Below are 26,866 nucleotides of genomic sequence, written 5' to 3'. Positions count from 1 at the left end.
TCGTTTATCTGCGTTTATCAGCTTGGAGAACGAGCAGAAAAGCTTGTTTCTATCTTCCTTCAACATTCATCCGTTAAATCATTTACACAATCTGTTGCCGAACTTCCGTCTTATATCAAATCTGGTAGCATCAAAATTATAAATCGAGTCAACAGTGAAGAGCCAATCACCATCATTTTTCCGATTAAGAGTCCCACAGTCAACAGTCAACAGTCAACAGTCAACAGTTAACAGTCAACAGTTAACAATCACCTGACGGTGCAACCGGAATTCATATCACTTATTAAGGATTAATAAAAAATGGCAAACCAAGATATGAGCAATTTCTCCATGATGGATTTATTTCGCATGGAGGCGGACACTCAAGTAGCAGTATTAAATGAGAACATTTTGGTATTGGAAAATAACCCGAATTCTCCTGCTGAACTGGAATCTTTGATGCGGGCGGCCCACTCGCTCAAGGGCGCGGCGCGGATTGTGGGACTAGATGCTGCGGTGCGAATCGCTCACATGATGGAGGATTGCTTTGTGGCGGCGCAGGCTGGCTCGATCGCCCTAGACTCACCTGATAAGATTGATGTGATGCTGCGGGCGATCGACCTTTTGGCCCAAATCAGCCAGATTCCGGAAACCGAGATCGAAAATTGGTTCCCGGTTAATCGATCGCAAATTGAAACCTTAGAAACTGCCATCTTAGCAATTATCAATAACGAACAATTAGATTTGGGCAGCCCAGATGAAGCAGAAACAATAGAACAAGAGACCATTGTTGAAACAGAAATTCTGCCGGAATGGGAGCCGCAATTACCTGTTGATTTTACCGCAGAAATAACAGACCACGTACAATTCAATTCTGATATTACTCATGAAATATTGCCCGATTTGCCACAGGTTGAAAGTCCAGAAACTCGGCTGCTTAAAACTGATTTATCGATGTTAGCTTTATTTGCCACAGAAGTAGAAGCACAATCAATACTATTAAACCAAACTTTACTCTCGCTCAAAAATGACCCCAATGAATATTTAGACTTAGACTCCCTTGTTAAATCCGCTCATTTAATAAAAGGTGCTGGCAGAATAGTTCAGTTCCATGAAGTTGTTAAACTTGCGAAGGCGATAGAAGATACATTTGTGGCACTTCAGAAGCACAAATCTAGCTTAAATCCCAGTCAAATTGACACCCTGCTCGCTGGAGTAAATATTCTGGTAAATATGCAGGAAATTCCGGCAGTGGAAATCGAATCTTGGCTGGCAGAAAAAGAGGCAGGAATAGATAATATTGTCGCAGATATAAGTAAGATTTTTGAATTATTAACAACTAAACAATCGGCAACAACTGCGGCAGTTGTTTCACAAAAATCTGCCGAAGTAACGAGTATCCAAACAACCCCGACACCACAACCAAAACCTCAAGATAATGCTTCCCAACGCACAAAAAATAGCGATCGAATTTCCCCTGCTGCCAATTCTACAGCAGTAGCTGTAGAGCAACGACCGACTAAAATTGTTAGCGCCAAACCTGCACCTTCAAATCTCAGGGAAAACGCTCAAAAGCCTAAAACCGCTGACCGCGTAGTGCGAGTAAATGCGGAAAATTTAAACCGGATTATGGGTTTGGCGGGCGAATCTTTAGTAGAAGCAAAATGGCTGCAACCGTTTGCTGATTCATTATTAAAACTTAGAAAAAACCAAGGACAACTTTATAATTTATTGGAGAAATTGCAGGAATCTTTAAGCGATTCTGTTCTGGATCAGCGATCGGAAGATTATCTCAGCAGTGCTCGCAAAAAAGCTAATGATTGCCGCCATATTTTGTCCGATCGCCTCAACGAACTAGAACTGTTTGCCCGCCGTTCTGCCAACTTGTCCGATCGCTTGTACCGAGAAGTTATTGCCAGCAATATGCGACCGTTTGCTGACGGCGTTTCAGCTTTTGGGCGAATGCTGAGAGATTTGGCGAGACAGTTGGGTAAGCAAGTGAAATTTGAAGTTGTTGGCAAATCTACTCAGGTAGATCGAGATATTTTAGAAAAATTAGAAGCACCGCTAACACACATTTTGCGTAACGCTCTTGACCACGGTATTGAACTCCCAGACGCACGTTTGGCTGCGGGAAAATCGGCGGAAGGTACGATCCGACTGGAAGCTGCACATCGGGGCGGGATGCTATCAATTACCGTTTCGGATGATGGAAAAGGAATAGAACCGGAAAAACTCCGCCAAAAAATTGTCACGAAAGGTATGGTAAGTGCGGAAATGGCTGCGAAATTGACTGAACCGGAATTGATGGATTTTCTGTTTTTGCCTGGTTTTTCTACTGCTAGTCAAGTGACGGAAATTTCGGGCCGCGGTGTTGGTTTGGATATTGTGCAAAGTATGGTGCAGGAGGTTGGTGGCATTCTCCGGGCGACATCTGTGCCGGAAAAAGGTATGAGTTTTCATTTGCAGTTGCCGCTAACTCTGTCGGTAATTCGGACGCTGTTGGTGGAAATTTCGGGGGAACCTTATGCTTTTCCGCTGACTCGGATCGATCGCATTGTGATGGTTGAGTCTGCTGATATTGCGATCGCCGAAAACCGACAGTATTTTACTCTTGACAACCAAAACATTGGTTTGGTGACAGCTTATCAGGTGTTGGAGTTGGCTGCGCCATCCGAGAAGTTGGATTTGTTGCCGGTGATCATTGTGAGCGATCGCTCTAGCAGTTATGGTTTAGCTGTGGATAAGTTTCTGGGCGAACGCGATTTAGTTGTCAGGCCTTTAGATCCGCGTTTGGGTAAGGTAGCGGATATCAGCGCGGCTGCTTTTATGGAAGACGGTGCGCCGGTGCTGATTGTCGATGTTGAAGATTTGGTGCGATCGACTGATAAACTGCTGGCTGAAAGTCTGTTACAGAAAGTTAGTAAAACCGAACAAACTGCTGAATCAACAACTCGCAAGCGCGTTTTGGTAGTAGATGATTCAATTACTGTTCGAGAAGTAGAGCGCAAACTTTTAGAAAATCAAGGATATGAGGTTGAAATAGCTGTTAATGGTATGGATGGTTGGAATGCTCTGCGTACCGGGCAGTTTGATTTGGTAATTAGCGATGTTGATATGCCGCGCATGACGGGGATCGAGCTGGTCAGTCAAATTAAAAATCATTCGTCGCTAAAGTCGATTCCGGTAATTATTGTTTCTTACAAAGACCGCGAGCAAGATAGAATCAGAGGATTGGAAGTGGGAGCGGATTATTATTTAACTAAAAGCAGTTTTCACGACGATACGCTGTTAAATGCGGTGGTTGATTTAATCGGTGAGGCTTAGAAAAAATAGCTTCAACAGTTGACAGTTGACAGTTGACAGTTGACAGTTTGAGAGCGACCTCTACCTAGAAGGAAGAGGATTGGGGTAATCAATAGTCTGATTTTAATTTCTCCCGATCGGGGAGAGGCTTTCAACCAATTCTTTATGGTAAAAAAATAAGAATTAAAAATTAAACCCCAATGTGGTATAAATAGTTAGGGTGCGTCAGCCGGTGCAATGCGGTCGGCACTGGAGCAACTATATTGCCGTTCAAATGCCCAAAAACTTATACAAGCCCCCGACAATCGTCGTAGAGCACTGCAAATTTTAGATCGCAGTTCAATCTCCCAGATTCATCTGTGAAATAAATCTAAAATCTAACATCTAAAATCGACGGCACAGTACAAGTTTTATTTTAAAGAAAATTCGGCAAAAAAAATGAATCGGTAGGCTCCGGCAACTACCCGCAACCTAAAATTAATTAACTATGAGCAATTTCAACATGAAAATAGCGATCGTCAACGACACGTTGATTGCTGCTGAAGCTTTGCGCCGAGTTTTGGTGACGGTACCGGAGTATGAAATTATTTGGATAGCGGCGGATGGGGCCGAAGCTGTGGAAAAGTGCGCCCGCAATACACCGGATGTGATTTTGATGGATTTGATCATGCCGGTGATGGATGGTGTTGAGGCGACGCGCCTGATCATGAAGCAATCTCCCTGCGCGATTCTGCTAGTGACATCTTCGGTGACAGGTAATGCGGGCAGGGTTTTTGAAGCTATGGGATATGGAGCTCTGGATGCTATTAATACGCCAATTTTGGGGTTGATGGGCAATTCCCCAAGCGGCGGTATGGAGTTGTTAAAAACTATTTCTAAAGTTGCTAGATTGATTGGCAAAAGTAACTCGACTTCTTTATTTCACAGCGCAACTCCCAAATGCTTGACTCCGCCGCTGCTGGCGATCGGCTCTTCGACTGGCGGGCCCCAAGCTTTGGCAACTCTGCTATCGGCTTTACCTGCCAATTTATCGGCGGCTGTGGCGATCGTCCAACACGTAGATGCTGAGTTTGCTCCTGGTTTGGCAGATTGGCTGAGTCAAAAAAGTAAGTTGTCGGTGAGTGTCGCAGTTGCCGATCGACCTTTGGAAGTCGGTAAGGTGATAATTGCCGCGACTAACGACCACTTAGTATTACAATCGAATTTAACACTTAAGTATACGAAAGAACCTTTAGAATATCCTTACCGCCCTTCAGTGGACACTTTTTTTGAGAGTGTCGCTCAATACTGGCCGGGCAAAGGGGTGGCAGTGCTGTTAACCGGTATGGGCAAAGACGGCGCTAAAGGGCTCAAAGTTTTGCGATCGGCAGGCTGGCACACGATCGCCCAAGACCGCGCTACATCAGTAGTTTACGGGATGCCGAAAGCTGCTGCTGATTTGAATGCGGCTGTGCAGGTTTTGCCGATCGAGGCGATCGCCCCAGCCTGCATGAAATATCTCGTGTAGAAAATACTAGAGATGTTTGGGCCATAAGGCTTAAGTTGTTGAGCACAATGGCCGAGGTCGTGCCAGACTCTCAGCGATCATAATCAATCTATTGGGGTGATGTTTTGGGAGCGCGATCGCGCGTGTATCTTGCCAGAAGTCTGTAATTTCACGGAATGCTGTGGTTACCGGGCACCTGCTAGCAAGCAGCAGCCGGCTGACCCAACAATTAGCGATCGTCGCCCTTGCAATCAATGTCAAGCGTGCTAGGCTGTGTAAAGATTTTACAAAAATCAGCGGATAAGACTTTACCAACCTGGTATTATCACCTGGTAAGCGTACTTAAATAATACCGGGTCGCTATTGACACTTAGAAAATATTTAAGTAAAAGTTTCGATCCTCTCCAGACAATGGCCGTTGCCCGATCTAGTTATGAAATTAACTCACTCTCAGGCTATTGAATTCGATCGCAGTTGTACACTAAATCAACGAGAAAGTCAAATAGTCAACTGCAACGTGGTAAAGTTGAAGTTTGAGGATAGGGGAAACAATGGGAAAAACCCAGTTACCGCCAGAGATAGCGCCATTCTCAGTAACCTCAAATTGGAGAGAAGCCGTCACTCTATTGACTTAAATTTACCTTTAAATTCAGAAAGCAAAAAAATATCTAGCTTGACCGAATACACTGTTACAGTTTTACTGATTGACGATCAGGAAATGATCGGCGAAGCGGTGCGCCGAATGCTTGCTAATGAAAAAGACATTAAATTTTATTACTGTAACGATCCAGCTCAAGCAATTAAGAAAGCATTAGAGGTAAAGCCAACAGTCATCCTCCAAGATTTAGTAATGCCAGAAATAGATGGATTGCAGTTGCTGCGCTTTTTTCGAGGGAATTCGCTGACGCGAGACATTCCGATGATTGTGCTCTCCAGTAAAGAAGAAGCGGAACTAAAAGCGCAAGCATTTTCCTTGGGTGCTAACGATTATTTAGTAAAACTGCCCAATCCAGTCGAACTGATTGCTAGAATTCGCTATCACTCCAAAGCTTATATGCACCTGCTGGAAAGGAATCTTGCCTATCAAACCATGCAGGATTATCTAGTCAAATTAGAGATAGAACAAAAAAAATCCCAGGAGTTGCTGTTAAATATATTGCCAGAGGCGATCGCCGAAAGATTAAAAAAAGAACAAGGTGTAATCGCCGACGAATTCGCAGCAGTTAGCGTGATGTTCGCGGATATTGTTGGCTTCACCCAGTTGTCGGCATCAATATCGCCCAAAAAATTAGTACATTTACTCAACGATATATTTTCCAAGTTCGACGATCTCGCCGAAAAACACGGTTTAGAAAAAATTAAGACAATTGGCGACTCTTATATGGTAGTGGCGGGGTTGCCAAATCCGAGAGCAGATCATGGAGATGCGATCGCGGAAATGGCGATCGATATGCAAGAAGCCATAGTCAAATACAGAGAAGAGTTCGGCCTCAGTATTAGCATCCGCATCGGCATTCATTCGGGCCCAGTGGTAGCCGGAATCATCGGGACAAAAAAGTTTATTTATGATTTGTGGGGCGATACGGTAAATACCGCTTCCCGCATGGAATCTCACGGTATCCCGGACGGAATTCAGATTTCCGACGCAACTTATTTGCTTATAGAAGACAAGTATGATTTTGAAAAACGCGGTTTAATCAATATCAAAGGTAAGGGCCAAATGGCTGCTTATTTATTAAAAGGAAGATTGGAAGTTGATTTTTAATGTTTGTAGTGAGGACTTTAGTCCTTATATTTTTCTGAGGACTAAAGTCCTCACTACGAACCTTGTAGATAATATTTTTCTGCTTCCGACCAATTTAGTTTAAGTAACGAATCTTCTCCACTTGAAAGCTTGAAACTCGGCTTAATTGGTTTTACACCCAAAGCGCTAATAATCTGCGATGCTACAGCTTTCGCCAATAGTGGCGGTACAGAATTTCCGACTTGGCGAAAACCGTGCCATTTTGTGACGTGAAATCTAAACCAGTCAGGATAGGAATGCAATCGCGCTGCTTCTCTGACTGTAATGCACCGAGGCGCGATCGGGTGAATTGGCCTTGGCGAAGTATAAGCGCCCCTCGCCCTGTCGGTTCCAGCCCTGAGAGTGTTGCAAACTCCGTCGGGGTGAAGCTTGTAAAAACGGCTGATCGGCTCTTTTTCGCCGTAGGCTGCGGCTGCAAATCTTTCGATACATTCGGGAGAATGTTTGGTGCGCCGACTGCATGAGAGGATTTGTCGATCGTACTGGCGATCGTAAGCATAATCATTCTCAAAATCATCGAATCCGCGCAAAAAACTCGCGTAATCGCTGCTGCACTTTCCGTACTCCACCATTACCCAATCTCGGTGTAGCAACTCGCTATACTTTTCTACTTCCGGCAAATCTCCAATCGCATCCAAAACTGTCGGAACCGCAGGTAAATTAACTTTTTTATAGCGTTGAGGAAGTTTCTTTTTAGGCAAAAAAGTAGTTGGCTGAGGATAGTTTGGCAGATCGTAGTCTTTTTTGCAACCAATCAGAAACAATCGTTTGCGAGCTTGCGGTACTCCGTAGTGAGCGGCGTTAAGAACTTGATAGTTTTCTTCTACTTGATAGCCTGCTTCCAGAAAAGAGCTAATTAAAAGATTCAGGAGTTCTTTGTGTTCGCCTGCGACAATTCCCGGCACATTTTCCATTACAAAAAACTTGGGTTTGAGCTCCAAAACTAAGCGCTGAAAGTGGAAAATTAGAGAATTTCGCGGATCGCCGACATCGCGCTTCCCCATCAGCGAGAATCCTTGACAGGGCGAACCGCTGATTACTACGTCGATTTCGCGCTTGCCGATCGCAGATTTTTGCCGAATTTCTGCTCCAGTCAGCTCTGAGACATCTTTGCACAATACAGAACACATCGGGAAATTGAACTCGTGGGTAGCGCAGTGGATGGGGTCAATTTCGACTGAAGCAAGTACATCAAAACCTGCTTGTTCAAAGCCCAGCGTCATGCCGCCTGCGCCTGCAAATAAATCAACAGCGATCGGTCGCTTTTTCCGATAGCTTGACATAATATTTCAATACTAAAATTTGTTTTAAGAAGCTGTATTTATTTTAACATTTTTGATTATTTCGGCAGCAGCGCGATCGCACACACCGACATCTCCCAGAGTTTCGCGCATTTGGCGATAATCGGTCAAAGTTTGCTGGCGTCGATCGGCATTTTGGAGCAATTCCAGGGCGTGGAAAACTATATTTTCGGCAGTAGCCTCGTCTTGCAGCAACTCCGGAACGATCTGCTTCATTTGCACCAAATTGGGCGGAGAGATAAAAGGAATCGACAATTTCAGCAGGTGGCGGGCAATCATCGCCGTAATGCGACTGACGCGGTAGGCGACAACTTGCGGAACGCCCAGCAAAGCTAATTCCAAATTAACAGTACCAGATTTGGCGATCGCAAAGTCGGCAGCAGCCAAGATTTCCAGATTGTGATTTTCCAACAAAGTAGCCCGCAAACCGTAATTCTCGATCGCTTTTTCGATTTTGCTGCGGAAAGCCGCTTGAGAAACCGGAATCCAGAAATGAACCTGCGGCAATTTAGCTTGAATAATGCGAGCAGCCTCAAATATCACCGGCATCAGGTACTTGAGTTCTTGCTTTCTAGAAGCCGGAATTAGAGCGACTGACACCTGTTCCGGCTCAATTCCCAAAGTTTTGCGGGCAACTTCCCGACTGGGCGCAGATTGCATTCTATCCACCAAAGGATGACCAACCCAACTGACTTGAGAGCCTTTAGCGCGATAATAAGTAGCTTCCTCGGGGAAAATTGCCAAAATGCGATCGGCAATATTGACAATCAGATCCGTATTGCGAGGAGAAATCGAGCAAACCCATTCTTGAGGTGCGATGTACCAAACCACAGGTAAATCGGGCAAACAGCGGCGAATGTAGCTACCAATACCGAGATTGGGAGTCAAATAATCAATCAATACAACAACATCGGGACGGAATTTTTTGAGATATTGTTTAGCTTTTTGCTGAACTGCGATCGTTGGCAAAATATAAGGCACAGATTCTATAATACCCATAGAACCAATACCCAGAGTATCGCCTAAAATAGTAGCGCCAGCCTGAGCCATACGAGGGCCACCCAATGCGGTTATTTCTAACTCCAAACCAGCGGCGACAGCGTGACGTTTTAAAGCTGCAACTAACAAAGCTCCTTGCAAATCGCCAGAAACCTCCCCAGTGCTAATAAAAATTTTCATAAAATCCATAGGTTTGTAGTGAGGACTTCAGTCCTCTCTCACATCGGTTTGTAGTGAGGACTTCAGTCCTCTCTCTCATCGGTTTGTAGTGAGGACTTTAGTCCTCTCTGACGCGTTTTTTAGCTAATAAGGACTAAAGTCCTTACTACAAACAAACAGCTAACTACTCATAGGTTCGATCCTTCGGACTTCAGTCCTCTCTGACGCGACTTTTAGCTAATAAGGACTAAAGTCCTTACTACAAACAATATATTTATTCTACCTCATTCACTTTTTACCAGGAATCAAACCGCGCCGCCCTTTGGTTACAGACTGTTGCACAAATCTCCGCAGGTGCTGCAAGTGGTGATTTTCCGGCAACAAATCCAACTGTTCCAAAGCTCGATCGAGAGTGTAGCCAGAATGGTATAAAATCCGAAAAGTTTTCTTTAAAACTAGCAAATCTTCTGGGGTTAAACCTGCGCGTTCGAGGCCTATTTTGTTGATAGCTCGCACTCGCGATGGATTCCCCTCAACTAGCATATAGGGAGGTACATCTCGATCGATCCTGCTCAAGCCACCAATCATGGACAAGCGGCCGATGCGGACAAACTGGTGAACGCCCAAAACCCCGCTGAGTCGGGCTTGGGACTCAATTGTGACGTGTCCGGCCAGGGCTACAGCGTTGGCAATGATTACTCGATCGGCAATATCGCAATTATGACCTACATGAACGTAAGCCATCAACATATTATTATTGCCGAGTTTAGTGCTTTCGCCCGCTCCAGTAGCGCGGTTGATTGTCACGTATTCCCGAATCACATTGTTATCGCCAATTGTCACCCTAGTCAGAGAACCCTCATATTTTAGATCTTGAGGTTCCAAACCAATCGCCGCACCAGGGAAAATTTGATTGCGAGCACCTATTTCTGTTAGCCCGTCGATAATTGCATGGGCACCAATCTTAGTCTCCGGCCCGATTTTCACTCTTTCCCCAATTACAGCATAGGCGCCCACTTCTACAGTCGGGTGCACTTCGGCGCGGGGATGAATCACAGCAGTTGGGTGAATCAAAGTAAGCATTTTTCAGTTTTCAGTTTTCAGTTTTCAGTTTTCAGTTTTTATACCAAACCAAGCTTAAATACCCCGTTTATTTCTTAGTCTGCGGAGGCGGACTTCGCTTGTATAGTAGCGATTTCAATCGCCCAATCATCAAGGAGTAACAAACCAGAATTTAGTATCAGTAGTTCCGTCAATTGTCAGTTATCAGTTGTCATCAGAAATGAATTTTCCCAAACAACTAATCACCAATAACCAATAACCAATAACCAATAACAAATTTAATCTACCATCGAAAACGTCAATTCTCCTTCACAAACTTTTTGTCCGTCCACTTCTGCGATCGCCTGCATTTTTCCGAAGCGGCGGCGTTTTACCCAGAGCAATTCTACAGTCATCAGCAACCGATCGCCCGGTACAACCTGACGGCGGAATTTGACTTTATCAATGCCGGTAAACATCCACAATCCCTGCTCGATTTCCGGTAACTGACCGAGAACGATACCGCCAACTTGAGCCATCGCTTCAACAATTAAGACACCGGGCATAATTGGTCTTCCGGGAAAATGCCCTTGAAAATGTGGTTCGTTGAAAGTCACATTTTTAATTCCTACAGCCCGCACTCCCGGCACGTAATCAACTATCCTGTCTACGAGTGCAAAAGGATAGCGGTGAGGTAATATTTTCTGGATTTCTTCGAGAGTAAAAGTAGATTTTACCGCTGGAGAATTATCATCGTTTTCTGTGGAAACGGATTCGGATTTAGCAGTAGGGATGGTGTTAACTTCAGTCAGCATGGACATTGCTTGAAGGACTTTTGAGTGTGGTATGAAAGAAGGAAGTTCGGCAACGGATTTTGTAACGGATGTAACGGATGGAAGTCCCATCGAAGTCGGAAGAAGTAAGAAGGAAGGCTTTAGTTATCGTCGCGATAGAACAGATTCACTGCAATGGTTTCAGCAATTGAGAATGTTCTAAATGCTTTGGCCGTTGCTACATAAACGCAAGCGATCGCGTTTTGGGTTGTGAATTGTAACTGCAAACTATAACTGTATATTGCCTGGAACCTTTTCTAACTTGTCTGTAGCACGGCTGAAACTTGGGAGTTCAGGGCTTTGGCAAGTTGGACGTGCAGGTTGTGACTGGCTTTGTAGGCCAAGTAATGAGCTTTTGGCAAAGTTCCCAGCAGACTGAGGTCGCCTACTAAGTCTAAGATTTTATGGCGCACTGGTTCGTTAGCAAATCTCAAGGGCGGGTTGAGCCAGCCGGATCGATCGCAAACTAGGGCGTTCTCTAGGGTACCACCTTTGATCAAACCTGCTTGTCGCAATTGTTCAACTTGGCGGGCCAGTCCAAAAGTGCGGGCTGGGGCGATCGCGCTAGCAAAACTTTCTACCTCTGGCGACCAACTGTACCATTGATTGCCGATCGCCTGTTCCTCAAAATCAATTCCGTAACTAAACCGAGTTTGAGCCGACGGTAAGGCGGCGGCAAAAGCATCGCCGTGACGCACCCAAATCGGCTCAGTCAGGACGAATGAGGGATTTGGATCTTCCTGGGATTCTTGAGCAATTAGGCCGCTACGGGCGATCGTCTCCACCCAAACCCGAGCCGAACCGTCCAGCAGCGGTACTTCCGGCCCATCAACCTCAATTCGAGCATTATCCGCTCCCATCCCCGCCAAAGCGCCTAATAGATGCTCTACAGTGCGAATTTGAGCACCTGCCGCACCAGCCAGTTCAGTAGAAAGTGCAGTCTGACAAACCGCCTCAATTGTTGCCGGAATTATCGGAGCACCGGGCAAGTCAATTCTGACAAAATAGCGGCCTTCTCCCACCGCAGCGGGCAAGACTCGGACGCGAGTTTGTTCGCCGCTGTGCAAACCAATTCCCGACAGTTCAAATTCAGATTTTAGAGTGTGAATAGTCATTAGTCAGTTGTCATTAGTCAGTTGTCAGTTGTTTGTGGTAACTGGTTCCCGGACTCTGCCTGGGAACCCATATCTAGAGGCTCTGCCTCGCGTAGGTGGTGAAGGAAAAACGAAGGCAGAGCTGACCCATCTGGTTGACCAGTGGAACTGCCAACTGCTTTCCTGACAACTGACAACTGACAACTGTCAACTGTCAACTGTCAACTGTCAACTGTAATTAGAATCTTTCACCAATCCCAAAGTGAATTTGATTGTCGCCGCTGTCGTTGATACCGTAATCGATCCGGATCGGGCCTAAAGGAGATTGAATCCGCACGCCGAGGCCGTAACCGTAACCGCTACCGGGCTTTCTGCGAACACCAGCCGGATCGCCGGGGACATCATTGCCCGTACCCAAATCGGTGCCTGCATCCAAAAATAGCGCTCCGCCGATAAACGAAATAATCGGGAAACGGTACTCCACGCTGCCTTCTAGGAAGCTGCGGCCGGCTCCGATGTCGCCTTCGTTGTATCCGCGTACAGAGTTGGCACCACCCAAGGCAAAGGCTTCGTAGGGAGGCAAATCTCCGAATATGGTGCCGGCTTTCAAGCTAAATGCCAGGGTTTGGGGGCCGGGGGAAAAGTTAGTGTACTTGACTGGTAGGTAAAAGCTGTAGCTGGCGCGCACTCGGTTGAGCAAGATGCTGCCGGAACCTACAGGAATAGATTGTTCCATCCCAAATCTGAGCAGGGAGCCGCTGGTGGGGCGGAGGGGGTCGTTGCGCCGATCGCGCACAGCACCTGCTTGGATTGTTGTCAAGTCGTCGCTGCCGGAATCGCTAAAACTTAATTGGTTGCCGAGTTGATCCTCTGATTCGCGACGGCCTTTGCGATCGGTAATTGAGACTCGCTGGTATTGCAAACCGAGTGAAGCTGTCCACTCAGAATCTGCAAAAGGATTCCGCGACAAGGGACGAGTAAAGTTGATGCCGCCACCGGTGCGGACGATGCGGGGTCGATCGTCATTTGGCAATCTAACTTCCCTTTCACCGCCGTCAAAAATCACGCTGATCGATCGCCTTCTAAAAATATTAGCCGTGAAAGAAGTCCGGTAAGGATCGCCCGCAATCCAGGGATCGGTAAAACTCAAGTCAAACAGGGTTTGGCGTTCCCCGATTTGTACTTCAGCCCCCAATTTTTGGTTCCTACCGTTCAAGTTTTGCTGCTGGTAACTCACCGTACCGAACAAACCCGTCGCGGAGCTCAAACCCGCACCCGCAGCCAGAGAACCAGTATTTTTCTCAATGACGTTGACAATTACCCTTGCCTTGCGGGGGTCAGTCGTTCCCGGTTCCAAAGCCAGCCGCACGTCTTCAAAAATCCCCAAACCAAACACTCGCCTCAAATCCCTTTCCGCCTTGGTGCGGTTAAAGATGTCTCCGGGCTTGAGTTGTACTTCGCGGGTGATGACATAGCGGCGGGTGTTACCTCCGATCGTCTGACCGGTCGCATCCGTTGCCTCTCCCTCCTTGTTCAGGAAGCGAACATCAACGGATTCGATTTGACCTTCTGCCACTACCAAGGTGACAGTGCCGTCGTCTGCTACTTGTGGCGCATCAGTGATTTGGCCCAAAACATAGCCGTTTTCTTGATACCAGGCATTAATTTTTTTCACTCCCTCCTCAAAGCGGCGGAGGTTGAGAATTTTGCCGTACTGATCGCGGAAGCTATCGTCAATTACGCTTTGGGGCAGAACTTGCTGACCGGTGATTTTCACTCCCTGTAGCACAGGATTTGGCTGCACGATAAAACTCACCCGAACGCCCAAGGGGGTGTCTTCCGGGACTGCGCGCACGTTTTTGAAAAAGCCTGTGGCAAAAATAGCGTTGATGTCTTGTTGCAGTTGGGTGCGGTTAGTCGTGCGTCCCGGTTGGGTGCTGATGACTCGGTAAATCTCGCTTGCCAGGTCTCCGGTTGCCCCGGTAACGGTAACTTCGGCAACTAGCACTTGCGGTTCTGCTGCCCCGGCTGGTGCGGGGGCTGGTCTGGGCTGCGGTGTTCCTGGGCCCGAGGGCAATGTCGGAAGGGTGTTAGCCGGCGGTCTGGTCGGGGCCGGTCTGGTCGGGGCCGGTCTAGCCGGGGCCGGTCTGCGCGGAATTTGGGCGTTTTGGGCGATCGCCCCTGATTCATCCTGGCCTGGTTTGGGAGAAACTTGGGCGTTTTGGACGATCGCCCCTGATTCGTCCTGTTTCCGAGGCTCTACGGAAACCCAGGCGGGCGAAACACCCGTCTCCGAGGGGGGGAGCGGGCTAGCCGCTTGTGCCTCTGGCAGGGCATTTTGGCTGCTAGAGCCGACCGGATTGGATGCAATCTCAGGTTGGAGTTGCACCTGTGCGGGCGAAACCGGAGTTACTGGTTCTGTGACTCGGTTTGGAGGTTCGCGATCGTCTTCTCCTCTGCGAGGGGCAGCCGCTGGGCTGTTGTTAGCTGCTGTGCGGTTTTGAGGAGAATTTTTGGTTAATTCTGGAACGGGGCGATCGGGTAATTCGATCGACGGGGCGGAAGGAACGGCAGCCAAAGCTTCCTCTGTTGATTCAGAGTAGGATGTTTGACCACTTGCCGAATTTGACAATCCGAAGGTTGCTGAGACAGTAAAAACTGCCACCAATACAGCAGATAAGCGCATTTTTGTTCACTCTTTTTGGCAATCACACACACGACTTTATATAGTCATTAGTCATTAGTCGTTAGTCATTAGTCGTTGGTCATTAGTCCTTAGTCATTAGTGCTGTCCCCGCTCGCGAACGCTATTAGTCATTAGAAACAACTGTCAACTGATTAACGCTGTCAACTGTCAACTGTCAACTGTCAACTGATTAATGCTGTCAACTGTGCAACTGTCAACTGTTTATATACTCCCGCAAGGCTTTCGTGGTGTTCCCCAAATTTTAGACTAAGGGTTCAACCTCCCAGATTAATCTGTGAAGTAAATCTCTAATCGAAAAATGGAAAATCTACTGACCGCTAATTCATGACTGTTCACCGCTGATTGCTGACACCGAACGTACAAGAGTACAAGTACAAACTGTGCAATTCTAGCGCATTTCCAGCCTCTAGACTTTCTGAGCTAGAACCCGCTGGAGAACTTGTTGGTAAGCGCTTTCTACCGAGCCCAAGTCGCGGCGGAATCTGTCTTTGTCCATCACGCGGGCGTCGGGGTCAGTTTCTGCGTTGTCCCAGAGGCGACAAGTGTCGGGACTGATTTCGTCAGCCAGGATCAGATTTTGATGTTGGTCGATCCCAAATTCCAGTTTGAAGTCTACCAGGGTGATGCCACACTGGGTAAAAAATTCTTTGAGTATTTCGTTAATTTCACGGGCGGCGATGGACAGTTGCTTTACTTGTTCGGGGGTGGCTAGCTGCATTAACTGCAATCTGCCGCGGGTTAGCAGCGGGTCTCCCAGATCGTCGTTTTTGTAATAAAATTCCACCAGCGGGGGATTGATAATTGTACCGATCGCAATTCCGGTTTGTTTGCAAAGACTACCGGCGGCAATGTTTCTGACGACGACTTCTAAGGGCAAGATGCCGACGCGGCAGACTCGCATTTGGTTGGGGGCAGGCGTGTCGATGAAGTGGGTGGGAATGCCTTTGGCTTCCAGCATCCGAAACAGGTGGGCAGATATGGCACAGTTAATTTCGCCTTTGCCGGCGATGCTGCCCCGTTTTTGGGCGTTAAACGCTGTGGCGTCGTCTTTGAAATGAGTCAGCAAAATTTCGCTGTCTTCGGTGGAGTATAGGATTTTGGCTTTGCCTTCGTAGAGTTTGCGATCGGCTGACATGGCGATTAATAATATAGATGAGTTTGAGATTTTACCAGAAAGAATTGGTTGAAAGCCGGAACCCTTGGGCGGAGAAATTAAAATCAGACTATTCATTACTCCAATTCTCTGACTTTTCGGCAGAGGTCAACTGTCAACTGTCAACTGTCAACTGTCAACTGTTGAACGTAGCTCGATCGCAAATTATACCATTTTAGATGTGAGATTTTAGATAAGGAATGCCCGATCGTGTATAGGTTTCGAGCTTACTTACAGTTTCATTCTTTTTTTTAAACTGGTATTATTTGCGAGTTTTTGCCGATCGACTGCACCGTTAGATGCCTCCTACCCACTACCAGAAATAATTAGTTGAAAGCCGGCCCGCCTTCTCGGGAGAAATTAAAATCAGACTATTTATTACTTCAATCCTCGGGCTTAATGGTAGAGGTCGCTTTAAACTGTCAACTGTCAACTGTCAACTGTCAACTGTCAACTGAGTATGCCTCCAGATATATACTGCGATCGGCTGAGGCATAAATGATTCTTGACAAAGCACAATAGAGATTAGACCTGCTGGGTTCGCGATCTGTGCTGAATGAAACTCACCATACAGACTGGCGCTTAAAAAACATCTGTAAAATGGCTGATTTATGGAAGACAAAAAAATTCATATCCTCTTGGTAGAAGATGATGAGGTGGATGTGATGAACGTCCGGCGAGCGTTCAAAAAAAATAACATTGTTAACCCTCTCTACTTGGCTGCAAACGGATTAGAAGCTCTGCATATATTGCGCCAAGAAAGCAAAACAGAGCCTGCAATGCCTCAAGCACGCCGATTGATTTTGCTCGACTTGAATATGCCGAAAATGAACGGCATCGAGTTTTTGCGAGAATTGCGGCTGGATGAAAAGTTGAAGTCGATTCCGGTGATCGTCCTCACCACTTCAAATGAAGATAGAGATAAGGTAGAAGCTTATAATTTAAATGTCGCGGGTTATATTCTTAAACCAGTAACTTTTTCTAATTTTGTCGAAGTTATGGCTACCCTCAACAGATACTGGATGCTGAGCGAAATTCCCTAAACCATAGAAAATAGAACAGAAAAATTTCAAGGTGGCTGTTGTGATTTTGGGAGCGGTACATTTGTTTTAGATACTTTTGGAATGCCGCAGTTTTTTTCAGATTAATTTACAATTCGGTTGTTATGGACAAACTTATCAAAATTCTGATAGTTGATGACGATGAAGTCGATCGCATGGCGGTCAAACGCTCGCTCAAGTCTGCTCAGGTTTCGGTAGAAATTACTGAAGCCGAAGACTGCGCCGATGCTCTGGCAAAACTATCGGTGAGGAAAAGTTCTAGTAGAGCAGCGGCACAACTCTCGCATCCAGATACATCTCAAAAGCTAAGCGAGGTTGAGGAAACCGACAATTCGCTGCTATTAAATCAGATATTTGACTGCAAATTTGACTGCGTATTCCTAGACTACCGCTTGCCAGACGGAGACGGACTGACTTTAGTAAAAAATGTACGGGAAGCTGGGCTGAAAGTTCCCTTAATTGTACTTACCGGGCAAGGCGACGAACAAATTGCTGTGGAATTGATGAAGGCGGGAGCTTCTGATTATATCGCTAAAGGCAAAATGTCTGCTGAGAGTTTGTCGCGCAGTTTGCAGAATGCCCTTCGCGTTTACCGCGCCGAATCTCAGGCGTTTCATGCCAGTCAACAACTTAAGGAAAGCGAGGAAAGGTACAGGTTAGTTTTAGAGGGAGTGAACGATGGAATTTGGGATTGGGATTTAAGTAAAAATGAGGTTTATTGGAACGATCGCCTTTTGGAAATTATCGGTTTGGTGCGAGATCAATTTGGCAGTACGATGGATGCTCTCTACAGCCGCCTGCACCCGGAGGACAAGGACGGCATCGTCCGGGCGATCGCCGCTCACTTAGATCGGGCGATCGACTACAATGTAGAATTCCGGCTGCTGCACTCCTCAGGAGCTTACCGCTACTGCACTTCCCAGGGCAAAGCCCAGCGAAATTCCCAAGGAAAAGCGCTGCGGATGGCCGGCATGATTAGCGATATTACCGATCGCAAACAAGCCGAAGACGCGCTAGAAAGAGAACGGCAGCAACTAAAACAAATTATTACCTGCGTGCCGGTAGCAATGGCGATGTTCGATACCCAAATGCGCTATTTAGCTAACTCTCACCAATGGCTGACTCAATTTAATTTTGAGTGGCAGTCCCTGACAAATCTCAGTCATTACGAATTGTTTCCAGATACGCCTAATCGCTGGAAAATGATGTATCAAGATGTGTTAAAGGGTGAGGTAGTTTCTGTGAGCGAAGATGCTTGGGAACGAGCAGACGGCTCTGTGATGTACCTGCGCTGGGCAGCTCACCCTTGGTACAATCCCGACGGCAAAGTGGGGGGAATGGTAATGGTAGCCGACAAGATTAATGAGTTGGTGGAAGCGCGGGAAACTGCCCTAGAAGCGAGCCGGGTAAAGTCGCAGTTTTTGGCGAACATGAGTCACGAAATTCGTACTCCAATGAATGGCGTTTTGGGCATGGCTCAATTGCTGCTGCGCGCTCCTCTGGAACCAAAACAGCGGGAGTCGGCTCAGACTATTTACCGCAGTGCCGAACATTTGCTGAGCGTGATTAATGATATCCTCGATTTTTCTAAGATAGAAGCCGGAGAAATGCGGCTGGAAAAGGCAGATTTTGATTTGGATATCTGCCTGGAATCGGTGATAGAAATGGTGGCACCTTGGGCGGAGGAAAAAAGTCTTGAATTGGATTTTTTAATTGACAGTGCGGTGCCAAAAAAGTTGGTGGGCGACTCGGGCAGGTTGAAGCAAATATTGCTGAATTTGACGGGAAATGCGATCAAATTTACCGATCGCGGTCAAGTCTTAGTTCACGTGAGTGTGAAACGGGGCAACCGATTGGCAGACGGCAGACAAGGAGAAAGTTTGCTATTTTCGGTGCGCGATACTGGCATTGGAATTTCGCCGGAAGGGCAGGCAAAACTGTTCCAATCTTTTTCTCAGGTAGACGCTTCTCCAACTAGGGCTTACGGAGGCACGGGTTTGGGTTTGGCTATTTGCAAGCAGTTAGTCGAAATGATGGGAGGTGCGATTGGGGTTCGCAGTTTTCTCGGCAACGGTTCGACATTTTGGTTTGCTGTACCTTTGGAAAAACAGTTGCAAGTTGAGCCTCAGACTGGCGAACTTGCTCTTAAGAAGCTGTTAGTAGTCTCGGGAAGCGCTTTGAAGAGGGCGGCGGTGCGATCGCTCGCTCAAAGTTGGGGCGCCCGCTGCTGCGAAGCAGAAACCGCTGCCGCTGCTTTGACTTGGTTGAAAAATGCCAATAGCAGCAATTCTGAGCATTCAGAGGCAGGCGAAAAAAGCTGCGATGCGGTGCTGGTGGACTTGCAAATGCCGGATTTGGATGCTGAGGAATTTGCCCAAAAAGTGCGATCGACTTCCGCATTTACCTCGTTAATCGCCATGACTGCTTGGCGGGAACAGCCGAAAGCTGAAGCACTTTGCTGTCATGGTTTTAGCAGCTATTTAATCGAGCCGGTGCGGCCTTCCCGCTTGCTTGAAGCTTTGCTGGCATCGGTTGAGGGAACGGGAGACTTTGACAGCTTGGAGGCTGCTAATACTTGCAAATTGCCAGGAGTTAATTCTCGATATATTACTCCCAATTCACCCTCATCTATGAGAATATTGCTGGCGGAAGACCACCCGATCAATCAACAAGTTATTGTCGAACAGTTGACAGCTTTAGGCTATCATCCTGACTGCGCCTCCAACGGTCAAGAAGCGCTGGACTTGCTGGCACAAAAAAGCTATGATTTGGTGTTGATGGACTGTCAAATGCCAATCCTTGACGGTTATGAAACGACAAAAAAGTTAAGGGAACGAGAACAGGGCGATCGGCATACTTTTGTGATTGCTTTAACGGCTCACGCTATGCCGGGAGAACGAGAAAAGTGTCTGGCTGCGGGGATGGATGATTATCTCAGCAAACCTGTCGATTTAGATGCTTTGGCCGTGGCGCTGAAAAAATATGAATCCCAAAATTTTGAGTTTAAAAATAAGTATGGAGTTAAAAGTATTAATTTGGCACAAAATCCTCAATTAGAAACAAATTATCCAGAAGTTTTGGAAGCAGCAAAGCCTGTCGCTGTGCCGGCACCAAGGGCTATAGAACTTCAAGCTTGGGAACGCGCAGACTGCGACGGACTGTTCGATAAAAGCAGATTGCAGCAACTCGGACGGGTTAATGTCAAATTGCCCGAGCGACTCTTGCAAGCATTTGTGGGAAACGCACAAGCTGATGTGGATGCTGCCAAAATAGCCGCAGAAGCTAAAGATTGGCAAACTGTGGAATATCAAGCTCACCGTCTCAAGGGAACTTCTGCAAATGTGGGAGTTGCTCAGATGTCGGATTTGGCAGCACAATTAGAGCATCAGGCGCGAGGCTTTCAATCTCAACCGCCAGCTTCTGGATTGTCAACTATTGAGAGGGTTGAAAGCATATTAGCGAGTTTGTCGAGTCATTTAGCTAGAGTTCAAGAGTTTGTGGAAACTCGAATGTTTGGTTAACATTTAAGTTTTTAAATGTGTCGGCATAGTGATTGTAGGGTGCCGTTCGTAGTGTGGACTAAAGTCCGCAACATACTGCGGACTAAAGTCCACACTACGAACCTTACTTATTGCAATCGATCGGAGACGATATTATTGTAGGCTCAGTTATTGTAGGGTGCGTCAGGACGGATTTTGTTAACAAAAGACAAAGAATATTCTCCCTGACGCACCCTACGCCTGCGGTTAATTAAAAAAATCGATTAGTTTAGCCATGACTGACGATACCGAAACAAACACTGTTTTACATAGCGAACCACCAGCAAATAATGGCTCGCTGCCAACGCCTTTGATGGATTTTGCTCGGGAACTTTTGCTACTTGAAAACAATGCTATTTCTGGGGAAACTTCTGTAAATGCCGTGCCGTGTCCGCCTGACGAAATCAATGACTTTTCTGTTGATAGCCTGATAGCAAAAATAGCTCGTTTTTGTCGGGAAAGCAAAGTAGGAAAAAAATTACCTACCGCTTTTTACGTTCACATTTCGGCTTTACCAGCAATCAATCCTGTTCTGGTAATTTACGAAAATTGCGCCAGACGCCATCTCGAAAATATTGATGAAGCAACTTTAGTTAAGTTTTCCCTCAATCAACCTAAAATATCTTATCTTTTTTACCCCGATTTCGATACGGACGCTCACCCTGCTTTGCAAAATAGCATCCAAATTAATCTAGAAACAGGCGAAGTTAAATATTTCGATTATAGCAACAGCGAAAATCCACCAGTTTTGCACCGCAAAGAAACTTTTGTGACACCAGATTATCCCAATTACGAGAAGTTTGCTCGGCTGACTCGCTGCGAGGAAGGATGGGGACTGCTGGACAATACAAGCGTCATTGGCACTCGCGATGGTTGGCTTAAATATTTGGGATATTGCGGTGTTGAAATCCACGATCATGATGTTGTCGAGCGTTTGAAACAGGAGAATAGTGAGTTATCAATTCCCAAGATAGAGCGGCACAAAGCTGCGATGGTGCGGAACTCTATTTCTAAACCTGTGCGCCTGGTTTTGGAATCTGATTTGTTTGTTGATGGGATGACTTTTTTTGATTACGGTTGCGGTTACGGTGGGGATGTTAAATGTATTGCCCGAGAGGGTTATGGTGCTGCTGGTTGGGATCCGTACTATCAGCCGGATACTCCGCAAATTAGTGCGGATATTGTGAATATTGGTTATGTAATTAATGTGATTGAATCTTTGGCGGAACGCCGAGAAGCTTTGCTGAATGCTTGGGAATTAACTAAGAATTTATTGGTGGTGGCGGCTCAGGTTTTGATTGACGATCCGGATCGCGGTCAAATTGCTTACGGGGATGGGGTGATCACTTCTCGGAATACTTTTCAGAAGTATTACGAACAAGAAGAATTGAAAATTTATATCGATCAAGTTTTAAATGTTGATGCAATTCCTGTGGCTTTGGGAATCTATTTTGTGTTTCGGGATGCGGCGGAGGGTGAGGGTTTTCGGGCTTCTCGATTTCGATCGCGCTTGGCGACTCCCAGAGTGCGATCGCAAGTCAAGCGTTTTGAGGATTACGAGGAAATGCTCGCTCCTTTAATGGCTTTTGTGAGCGATCGCGGCCGGCTTCCGGTGAAGGGCGAATTAGCCGAAGAATCGCCAATTAAGGAGGAATTTCACAGTTTTAACCGGGCTTGGAGGGTGATTTTGCAAGCAACGGATGCGGATGATTGGGAGACAATCGCCGACAAGCGCCGCCAGGATTTGCTAGTATATCTCGCTCTTAACGGTTTGGGCGATCGCCCTCCGATGCGCCGGCTTCCCGCTCAAATCCGCAATGACATCAAGGGTTTGTTTGACAGTTATCAGAGGGCTTGCACTTTGGCAGATTTAATGCTATACAGCCTGAGCAAACCGGATATTGTGGCGGATTGTTGCGAGGATAGTGCGATCGGCTACAAACAACACGGTTCCCTTTCAGTCCACGCCTCATTTTTAGAAGAACTCGACCCTTTACTGCGCCTCTACGAAGGCTGTGCAAACCGCACAATTGGCAGGCTGGACGGCGCTACAATTATCAAATTCCATGCTCGAAAACCTCAGATTTCTTATTTATTTTATCCAGATTTTGATACTAATCCGCATCCAGCCCTGCACAAGTCTATGCACATACATTTGGGCGATCTTTCTGTCAGCTATCAAGACTATTCCGATGTAAGTAACCCGCCACTTTTAGTCAGAAAAGAAGCTTTTGTGACGCCTAGTTATCCGCATTACGAAAAGTTTGCCAAACTCACCCGCCAAGAGGAAAAGTTGGGGATTCTCGATGGTGGTGCAGTTAGGAAGTATCGGGAATGGGTGAAGTGTTTGGAGGACAATTGCGTTAAGATTAAGGGACATAGCTTGTTTAGGCGATCGGATGCTGACCCGGAAAAATTGAAAATGCTGCAACAAGCTGCGTCTGAACGTCACTCGCGAAAAATTGAGGTTAATGGAGGAAAGAGTGAAGGAACCGCAGAGGCCGCAGAGAGCACAGAGGAGGAGAAGGAAGAGGCAGATGAAAAAGGTTCGTAGTGAGGACTTCAGTCCTTCTTCATCCATTCAAAAAGGACTAAAGTCCTCACTACAAACCAAGAGAGGAAAAAGGTTCGTAGTGAGGACTTCAGTCCTTCTTCATCCATCCAGCAAGGACTAAAGTCCTCACTACAAACCTTGTCCTAAATTGAAATAATAGTAGCCTACTTTTATTAACCAGTATATGCCTGTATCCATAACGTCTAGCTTAGCATCTCCGATTCCTTTCGATATATATGCTCCTCAACCATTCCTTGAAGACGATGACTCATCCTCCGTCATCTTAATTTTACAAGGAGTTGAAATCGACAAGTTAGAATATGCTGCGATCGCAACTGAGTTGACTAAGCATCAATTCTGGGTAATTGTACCAAACTGCTTCCCAGTTGGTAGAGATTATCTTTGTCCGGATAACACTTCAGCGGCGAAGGTTTTTGCCGCACTGAAACCTTCGAGTTATCCCTCGCTTAACAATGCTCTCGATAGAGGAGTTATATTGTTAGGACATTCGGCTGGTGGTATGGCTGCTTTCGGTACTGTAGGCGCTAATTCTCCTGAAATATCCATTCAACTCATGGCGATCGTTACCTACGGATCGAACGCACCATCAAACACTGGCGCGATCGCCCCTTTGCCTCCGATCCTAATGCTATCTGGGGAAAAGGACTCAGTAGTTCCTTCTGGACTTTCGCGATCGGCATTTCAGAGGATACCAGCACCAGCAAAAACCTCGATCGAGTTAACGGGTTTCAACCACTACAGCATCAATGATTCTCCACAACCCAGCGGGGCACCGGAAGAGGATAACACAGCCGACATCTCCAATCAAGACTCAGTTAGAGTCATAGCCTGTCTGTTGAGCTCCTTTGTCCAAAGTGTTAAAACTCAACAGGAGAATTGGCTGAGTTACGTGGATAGTGAGATTGTTAGTGCGATCGCAAACGCCATAAATTGATAAGCGATCGGGGCATAACAAACCATTGGAGCGGACAAAATTGTGATATTTTTAGATTGAGTTAGGGCGATCGTTATGGAAATCAGCAGCGAAGACCGAGAGATTCTCGAACGCCTAGAGCAAGAGCTATGGCGTCAAGAAACTCGCCTTGACAAGCAGCGCATGAATCAACTCATCGCACCGGACTTCTTTGAATTTGGACGTTCTGGGCGTGTCTGGCAAAGACAAGATACACTTGCAGCAGAGCCTTCATCAATAGATGTCGTCCGTCCACTGCCTGAATTTCACATTCGCCTGTTCGATGAGAACATTGCCCAGGTTAGTTATGACAGTGCATTTAGGTATGATGGCGTTGTTGAACATACGCACAGAAGCTCTATTTGGTCGCGAACAACAAGCGGTTGGGTACTTCGCTTTCATCAAGGCACACCATTTCAACCATGAATAAATACTGATATCGCGATCGCACCACAATGATAAACGTAATTGCCTATCGACCTCCACAGCCTGGTGACGAACAAGAAATTAGTGCTTGTATGTGGGCTTCTGCGGATCTATGGGAACTCACAGATGGAACACCAGAAAGCGTTGCTGAATGGAAACAAATTTCCGATCTAGAAGAATTAAGAGCCAGAATTTTGAGTAGCGAGAAAACGCTAGTCGCTATATGGAATGGGATTGTTGTTGGTTTTATTGCATTTCGGAGAGGGAGTCATCTGTCGTTGTTGTTCGTCCGCAGAGAATTTTCGGGGCAAGGAATCGGTAGAGAACTATTCACCCGATGCAGCAACGATCTTGATGAAATCACGGTTAACGCATCTGATGTGGCAGTAGGCTTTTACCAGAAAGTAGGGTTTGTCCAAAATGGCGATCGCTTCTTCACAAAGGGAATATGGGGGACACCAATGAAGTGGATAACAAGGAAGTGAACCAACTAGATGACACCCGTTGATTACTTTGCTGAGTGAAATTACTAAAATAGCCTTGAGTTCAGATGTTTGACTGAGTAGATAGTCTCTAGAACGACTAAACTAAAAATACAGGACTTACGCAGGCAAACTATTTATATTGTGCCTGCGTAAGTCCTCTTAAATTAAGCAAACTTAATCTTCAAATAATCATCCTCCATCTTCGCCCCGGAAGGTTGCAATGCCGCTAAAGCTTGCGGCAATACCATATTGCGGCGGTGATTCCCAATCCGAACATTCAACTCATCACCAGTTTTGCTCAACTGAATCTGATCCTTAGCAATTCCAGGCAAATACAGTTCTAGAACATATTGATTGTTGTCCTGCACAATCCTAATCGTATTTTCTTTGTAATAAATCTGGCTGGGATCTTCATCTTTGTAAAGCGTTTCTTTCAATCGCTCCAAGGCTGGCAAACCGCACAGTTCTTCAGAATAAAGCGGTACTTCTTTCACGGGTAGCGGCCGGAAATTTTCGTGAATTTCCTGCTTGTACTCCTGCTGGTTTTCTTTCCAGCGCTTGAAAAATGGATCTGTTACTTCTTCTGGAATAATCCGATTGGCTACGATTAAATCTGTGGCAACGTTGTACAAACTCAAATAAGCGTGGGCGCGCAAAGACTCTTTAATTACCATTTTTTCGGGATTAGTGATTAACCTTACCGAAGTCACAGTGTTATCAGTTAAAATCTTTTCCAAAGCTTCAATTTGTTCGTAAAATTCATAAGGTGCATCCATCACCTCTTTGTTCGGCAAAGAAAAGCCTGCAAGCGGTCTAAAAATTGGTTCAACTAAAGGTCTGAGGGCAACTGATATGCCTTGGAATGGCTTGTAAAATTTTCTCATGTACCAGCCACCAACTTCTGGCAAACTTAGGAGTCGTAATGCTGTGCCGGTGGGGGCAGAATCGATAATTAAAACATCATATATTCCCTCGTCGTAATGCCGTTTCATCCGCACCAAACCGAAGATTTCGTCCATTCCCGGCAAAATGGCTAGTTCTTCAGCTTGCACGCCCTCAAGTCCCTGGGCTTTCAAAACTTCGCTAATGTAGCGTTTTACTGCTCCCCAGTTGCCTTCTAATTCTCTGAGGGCGTCCAATTCTGCTCCCCACAAGTTGGGTTTTACGAGTCGGGCGTCGTGTCCGAGCTCCATGTCGAAGCTGTCGGCCAAGGAGTGGGCGGGATCAGTGCTCAGCACTAGGGTTTTGTATCCCAATTCGGCGCATCGCAGCCCTGTAGCCGCTGCTACGGAGGTTTTGCCGACGCCGCCTTTTCCGGTCATTAAGATTAAGCGCATTGATTTTTGAGCTCGCCTGCAAGTTCTGTTTACTTTTTTATTGTAACGGAATGTAACTTTATGAGACTGAGGCTACAAAATATCAGTCTGTAGGGTGCTGGTGGGGCTTCGGCTGGGGTGGCTGGGGGTATCGCTTAAAGGCTGGAAATATCACAGGGGGCGATGATAAATCTCGTGAAGGGCGATCGCGCTTAACATCAAATGCTGTATTGGTATTGTTTGCGATCGTATTTTTCAAAACAAATACCAGAGTATTAGTAGGGTGCGTCGCCTGCGAAAAATCCCGAATAAAAGCTCGAAAATCTGATGGCGACGCACCTTGTCCCATTTGTGGGAGTAATGCAACAAAAAAATTATTGAGCATACATATATTCAGATATGTTGTGTAGATTCGATCCAGGAATCTTGCGCGGGGTGGGGGCGGGTTTATTTAACCTGTCTGCATCCTTTAAGGTTATTGGTGAACCCGCCCCTACAGGAATTATGATAATTGCGATCGATCGAACCCGATCTAAATAATACTAAAATTCACTGTACTTTCCATCACAATCCTCAGTCGGTTTTAACCGACTTTCGCTATGAGGCGGGGGTTTAAACCCCCGCCGGACTGCGTAAAAACGAGCGAAAAT

The 26,866-nt window shown here is 46.3% G+C and carries 20 protein-coding genes; 10 read left to right on the top strand and 10 right to left on the bottom strand.

Annotated features, from left to right (window positions below; translation table 11 throughout):
• Positions 1 to 300 precede the first annotated feature (300 nt).
• A complete protein-coding gene (locus QZ918_RS12240) occupies positions 301 to 3,306 on the top strand; it encodes a hybrid sensor histidine kinase/response regulator (RefSeq protein WP_293335231.1) in 3,006 nt (1,001 codons plus the stop codon).
• A gap of 11 nt (positions 3,307 to 3,317) precedes the next feature.
• Here QZ918_RS12240 and QZ918_RS12235 read toward each other — a convergent pair whose 3' ends face one another.
• A complete protein-coding gene (locus QZ918_RS12235) occupies positions 3,318 to 3,440 on the bottom strand; it encodes a hypothetical protein (RefSeq protein WP_293335228.1) in 123 nt (40 codons plus the stop codon).
• A 332-nt stretch (positions 3,441 to 3,772) separates the two neighbouring features.
• On the opposite strand from QZ918_RS12235, the gene cheB reads away from it, so the two are divergent.
• Positions 3,773 to 4,792, top strand: a complete 1,020-nt coding sequence (cheB, locus tag QZ918_RS12230) for a chemotaxis response regulator protein-glutamate methylesterase (protein ID WP_293149747.1) — start codon at positions 3,773 to 3,775, stop codon at positions 4,790 to 4,792.
• Between the two features lie 412 nt (positions 4,793 to 5,204).
• Complete coding sequence (locus QZ918_RS12225) at positions 5,205 to 6,536, top strand: adenylate/guanylate cyclase domain-containing protein (RefSeq protein ID WP_293335225.1); 1,332 nt, start codon at positions 5,205 to 5,207, stop codon at positions 6,534 to 6,536.
• Positions 6,537 to 6,589: 53 nt separating this feature from the next.
• Here the strand turns inward: QZ918_RS12225 and QZ918_RS12220 are convergent, their stop codons facing one another.
• The 7 genes from QZ918_RS12220 to purC all read right to left on the bottom strand — a co-directional run bounded on the left by QZ918_RS12220 (position 6,590) and on the right by purC (position 15,844).
• Positions 6,590 to 7,858 carry a DNA cytosine methyltransferase gene (locus QZ918_RS12220; protein ID WP_293335222.1) on the bottom strand — a complete coding sequence of 423 codons (1,269 nt, stop codon included), beginning with the start codon at positions 7,856 to 7,858 and terminating at the stop codon, positions 6,590 to 6,592.
• A gap of 24 nt (positions 7,859 to 7,882) precedes the next feature.
• Positions 7,883 to 9,055, bottom strand: coding sequence for a lipid-A-disaccharide synthase (gene lpxB / locus QZ918_RS12215; protein ID WP_293335220.1), 1,173 nt, complete (start codon positions 9,053 to 9,055; stop codon positions 7,883 to 7,885).
• 267 nt (positions 9,056 to 9,322) lie between these two features.
• Positions 9,323 to 10,117, bottom strand: a complete 795-nt coding sequence (gene lpxA / locus QZ918_RS12210; protein ID WP_293335217.1) for an acyl-ACP--UDP-N-acetylglucosamine O-acyltransferase — start codon at positions 10,115 to 10,117, stop codon at positions 9,323 to 9,325.
• A gap of 257 nt (positions 10,118 to 10,374) precedes the next feature.
• Positions 10,375 to 10,896: a 3-hydroxyacyl-ACP dehydratase FabZ gene (gene fabZ, locus QZ918_RS12205; RefSeq protein ID WP_293335344.1), complete on the bottom strand. Its 522-nt coding sequence runs from the start codon at positions 10,894 to 10,896 to the stop codon at positions 10,375 to 10,377.
• Between the two features lie 269 nt (positions 10,897 to 11,165).
• Positions 11,166 to 12,023, bottom strand: coding sequence for a UDP-3-O-acyl-N-acetylglucosamine deacetylase (gene lpxC, locus QZ918_RS12200; protein WP_293335214.1), 858 nt, complete (start codon positions 12,021 to 12,023; stop codon positions 11,166 to 11,168).
• 217 nt (positions 12,024 to 12,240) lie between these two features.
• Positions 12,241 to 14,688, bottom strand: coding sequence for a BamA/TamA family outer membrane protein (locus QZ918_RS12195; RefSeq protein WP_293335211.1), 2,448 nt, complete (start codon positions 14,686 to 14,688; stop codon positions 12,241 to 12,243).
• A 427-nt stretch (positions 14,689 to 15,115) separates the two neighbouring features.
• Positions 15,116 to 15,844, bottom strand: coding sequence for a phosphoribosylaminoimidazolesuccinocarboxamide synthase (purC, locus tag QZ918_RS12190; protein ID WP_293149727.1), 729 nt, complete (start codon positions 15,842 to 15,844; stop codon positions 15,116 to 15,118).
• A gap of 17 nt (positions 15,845 to 15,861) precedes the next feature.
• Between purC and QZ918_RS12185 the strand changes: the two genes are divergently transcribed.
• From QZ918_RS12185 to QZ918_RS12155, 7 genes are all read left to right on the top strand, one after another.
• Positions 15,862 to 16,041: a hypothetical protein gene (locus tag QZ918_RS12185; protein ID WP_293335208.1), complete on the top strand. Its 180-nt coding sequence runs from the start codon at positions 15,862 to 15,864 to the stop codon at positions 16,039 to 16,041.
• 432 nt (positions 16,042 to 16,473) lie between these two features.
• Positions 16,474 to 16,905: a response regulator gene (locus QZ918_RS12180; protein WP_293335205.1), complete on the top strand. Its 432-nt coding sequence runs from the start codon at positions 16,474 to 16,476 to the stop codon at positions 16,903 to 16,905.
• Positions 16,906 to 17,027: 122 nt separating this feature from the next.
• Positions 17,028 to 20,444 (top strand): response regulator, encoded by a 3,417-nt coding sequence (locus QZ918_RS12175; RefSeq protein ID WP_293335202.1) that lies wholly within the window; start codon positions 17,028 to 17,030, stop codon positions 20,442 to 20,444.
• A gap of 253 nt (positions 20,445 to 20,697) precedes the next feature.
• Complete coding sequence (locus QZ918_RS12170; RefSeq protein ID WP_293335199.1) at positions 20,698 to 23,016, top strand: DNA phosphorothioation-associated putative methyltransferase; 2,319 nt, start codon at positions 20,698 to 20,700, stop codon at positions 23,014 to 23,016.
• Positions 23,017 to 23,200: 184 nt separating this feature from the next.
• Positions 23,201 to 23,971: an alpha/beta hydrolase gene (locus QZ918_RS12165; RefSeq protein WP_293335196.1), complete on the top strand. Its 771-nt coding sequence runs from the start codon at positions 23,201 to 23,203 to the stop codon at positions 23,969 to 23,971.
• A gap of 75 nt (positions 23,972 to 24,046) precedes the next feature.
• The gene (locus QZ918_RS12160; RefSeq protein WP_293335193.1) at positions 24,047 to 24,415 is read left to right on the top strand and encodes a nuclear transport factor 2 family protein; all 369 of its coding nucleotides are present in this window, start codon (positions 24,047 to 24,049) and stop codon (positions 24,413 to 24,415) included.
• Positions 24,416 to 24,444: 29 nt separating this feature from the next.
• Complete coding sequence (locus QZ918_RS12155) at positions 24,445 to 24,900, top strand: GNAT family N-acetyltransferase (protein WP_293335190.1); 456 nt, start codon at positions 24,445 to 24,447, stop codon at positions 24,898 to 24,900.
• A gap of 164 nt (positions 24,901 to 25,064) precedes the next feature.
• Here QZ918_RS12155 and QZ918_RS12150 read toward each other — a convergent pair whose 3' ends face one another.
• Together QZ918_RS12150 and QZ918_RS12145 are read right to left on the bottom strand one after the other, a co-directional pair.
• Positions 25,065 to 26,237, bottom strand: a complete 1,173-nt coding sequence (locus QZ918_RS12150) for a TRC40/GET3/ArsA family transport-energizing ATPase (protein WP_293335187.1) — start codon at positions 26,235 to 26,237, stop codon at positions 25,065 to 25,067.
• A gap of 82 nt (positions 26,238 to 26,319) precedes the next feature.
• Positions 26,320 to 26,601, bottom strand: coding sequence for a hypothetical protein (locus tag QZ918_RS12145; protein WP_293335184.1), 282 nt, complete (start codon positions 26,599 to 26,601; stop codon positions 26,320 to 26,322).
• Positions 26,602 to 26,866 lie beyond the last annotated feature (265 nt).

The sequence above is a fragment of the Microcoleus sp. CAWBG58 genome, from assembly GCF_020883045.1.
In the GTDB taxonomy this organism is placed as follows: Bacteria; Cyanobacteriota; Cyanobacteriia; order Cyanobacteriales; family Microcoleaceae; genus Microcoleus.
Note: the sequence above shows the minus strand (reverse complement) of the source record. Positions and strands in the feature narration are given on the sequence as shown.

Bases quoted from the DNA above. Each gene is read 5' to 3' on its own strand.
- cheB (WP_293149747.1), top strand. From the start codon at position 3,773: ATGAGCAATTTCAACATGAAAATAGCGATCGTCAACGACACGTTGATT.
- purC (WP_293149727.1), bottom strand. From the start codon at position 15,844: ATGTCAGCCGATCGCAAACTCTACGAAGGCAAAGCCAAAATCCTATAC.
- QZ918_RS12195 (WP_293335211.1), bottom strand. From the start codon at position 14,688: ATGCGCTTATCTGCTGTATTGGTGGCAGTTTTTACTGTCTCAGCAACC.
- QZ918_RS12220 (WP_293335222.1), bottom strand. From the start codon at position 7,858: ATGTCAAGCTATCGGAAAAAGCGACCGATCGCTGTTGATTTATTTGCA.
- QZ918_RS12170 (WP_293335199.1), top strand. From the start codon at position 20,698: ATGACTGACGATACCGAAACAAACACTGTTTTACATAGCGAACCACCA.
- QZ918_RS12145 (WP_293335184.1), bottom strand. From the start codon at position 26,601: ATGCTCAATAATTTTTTTGTTGCATTACTCCCACAAATGGGACAAGGT.
- lpxC (WP_293335214.1), bottom strand. From the start codon at position 12,023: ATGACTATTCACACTCTAAAATCTGAATTTGAACTGTCGGGAATTGGT.
- QZ918_RS12160 (WP_293335193.1), top strand. From the start codon at position 24,047: ATGGAAATCAGCAGCGAAGACCGAGAGATTCTCGAACGCCTAGAGCAA.
- QZ918_RS12180 (WP_293335205.1), top strand. From the start codon at position 16,474: ATGGAAGACAAAAAAATTCATATCCTCTTGGTAGAAGATGATGAGGTG.
- lpxB (WP_293335220.1), bottom strand. From the start codon at position 9,055: ATGAAAATTTTTATTAGCACTGGGGAGGTTTCTGGCGATTTGCAAGGA.
- lpxA (WP_293335217.1), bottom strand. From the start codon at position 10,117: ATGCTTACTTTGATTCACCCAACTGCTGTGATTCATCCCCGCGCCGAA.
- QZ918_RS12150 (WP_293335187.1), bottom strand. From the start codon at position 26,237: ATGCGCTTAATCTTAATGACCGGAAAAGGCGGCGTCGGCAAAACCTCC.
- QZ918_RS12175 (WP_293335202.1), top strand. From the start codon at position 17,028: ATGGACAAACTTATCAAAATTCTGATAGTTGATGACGATGAAGTCGAT.
- fabZ (WP_293335344.1), bottom strand. From the start codon at position 10,896: ATGTCCATGCTGACTGAAGTTAACACCATCCCTACTGCTAAATCCGAA.
- QZ918_RS12165 (WP_293335196.1), top strand. From the start codon at position 23,201: ATGCCTGTATCCATAACGTCTAGCTTAGCATCTCCGATTCCTTTCGAT.
- QZ918_RS12225 (WP_293335225.1), top strand. From the start codon at position 5,205: ATGAAATTAACTCACTCTCAGGCTATTGAATTCGATCGCAGTTGTACA.
- QZ918_RS12240 (WP_293335231.1), top strand. From the start codon at position 301: ATGGCAAACCAAGATATGAGCAATTTCTCCATGATGGATTTATTTCGC.
- QZ918_RS12155 (WP_293335190.1), top strand. From the start codon at position 24,445: ATGATAAACGTAATTGCCTATCGACCTCCACAGCCTGGTGACGAACAA.
- QZ918_RS12185 (WP_293335208.1), top strand. From the start codon at position 15,862: ATGAGTTTGAGATTTTACCAGAAAGAATTGGTTGAAAGCCGGAACCCT.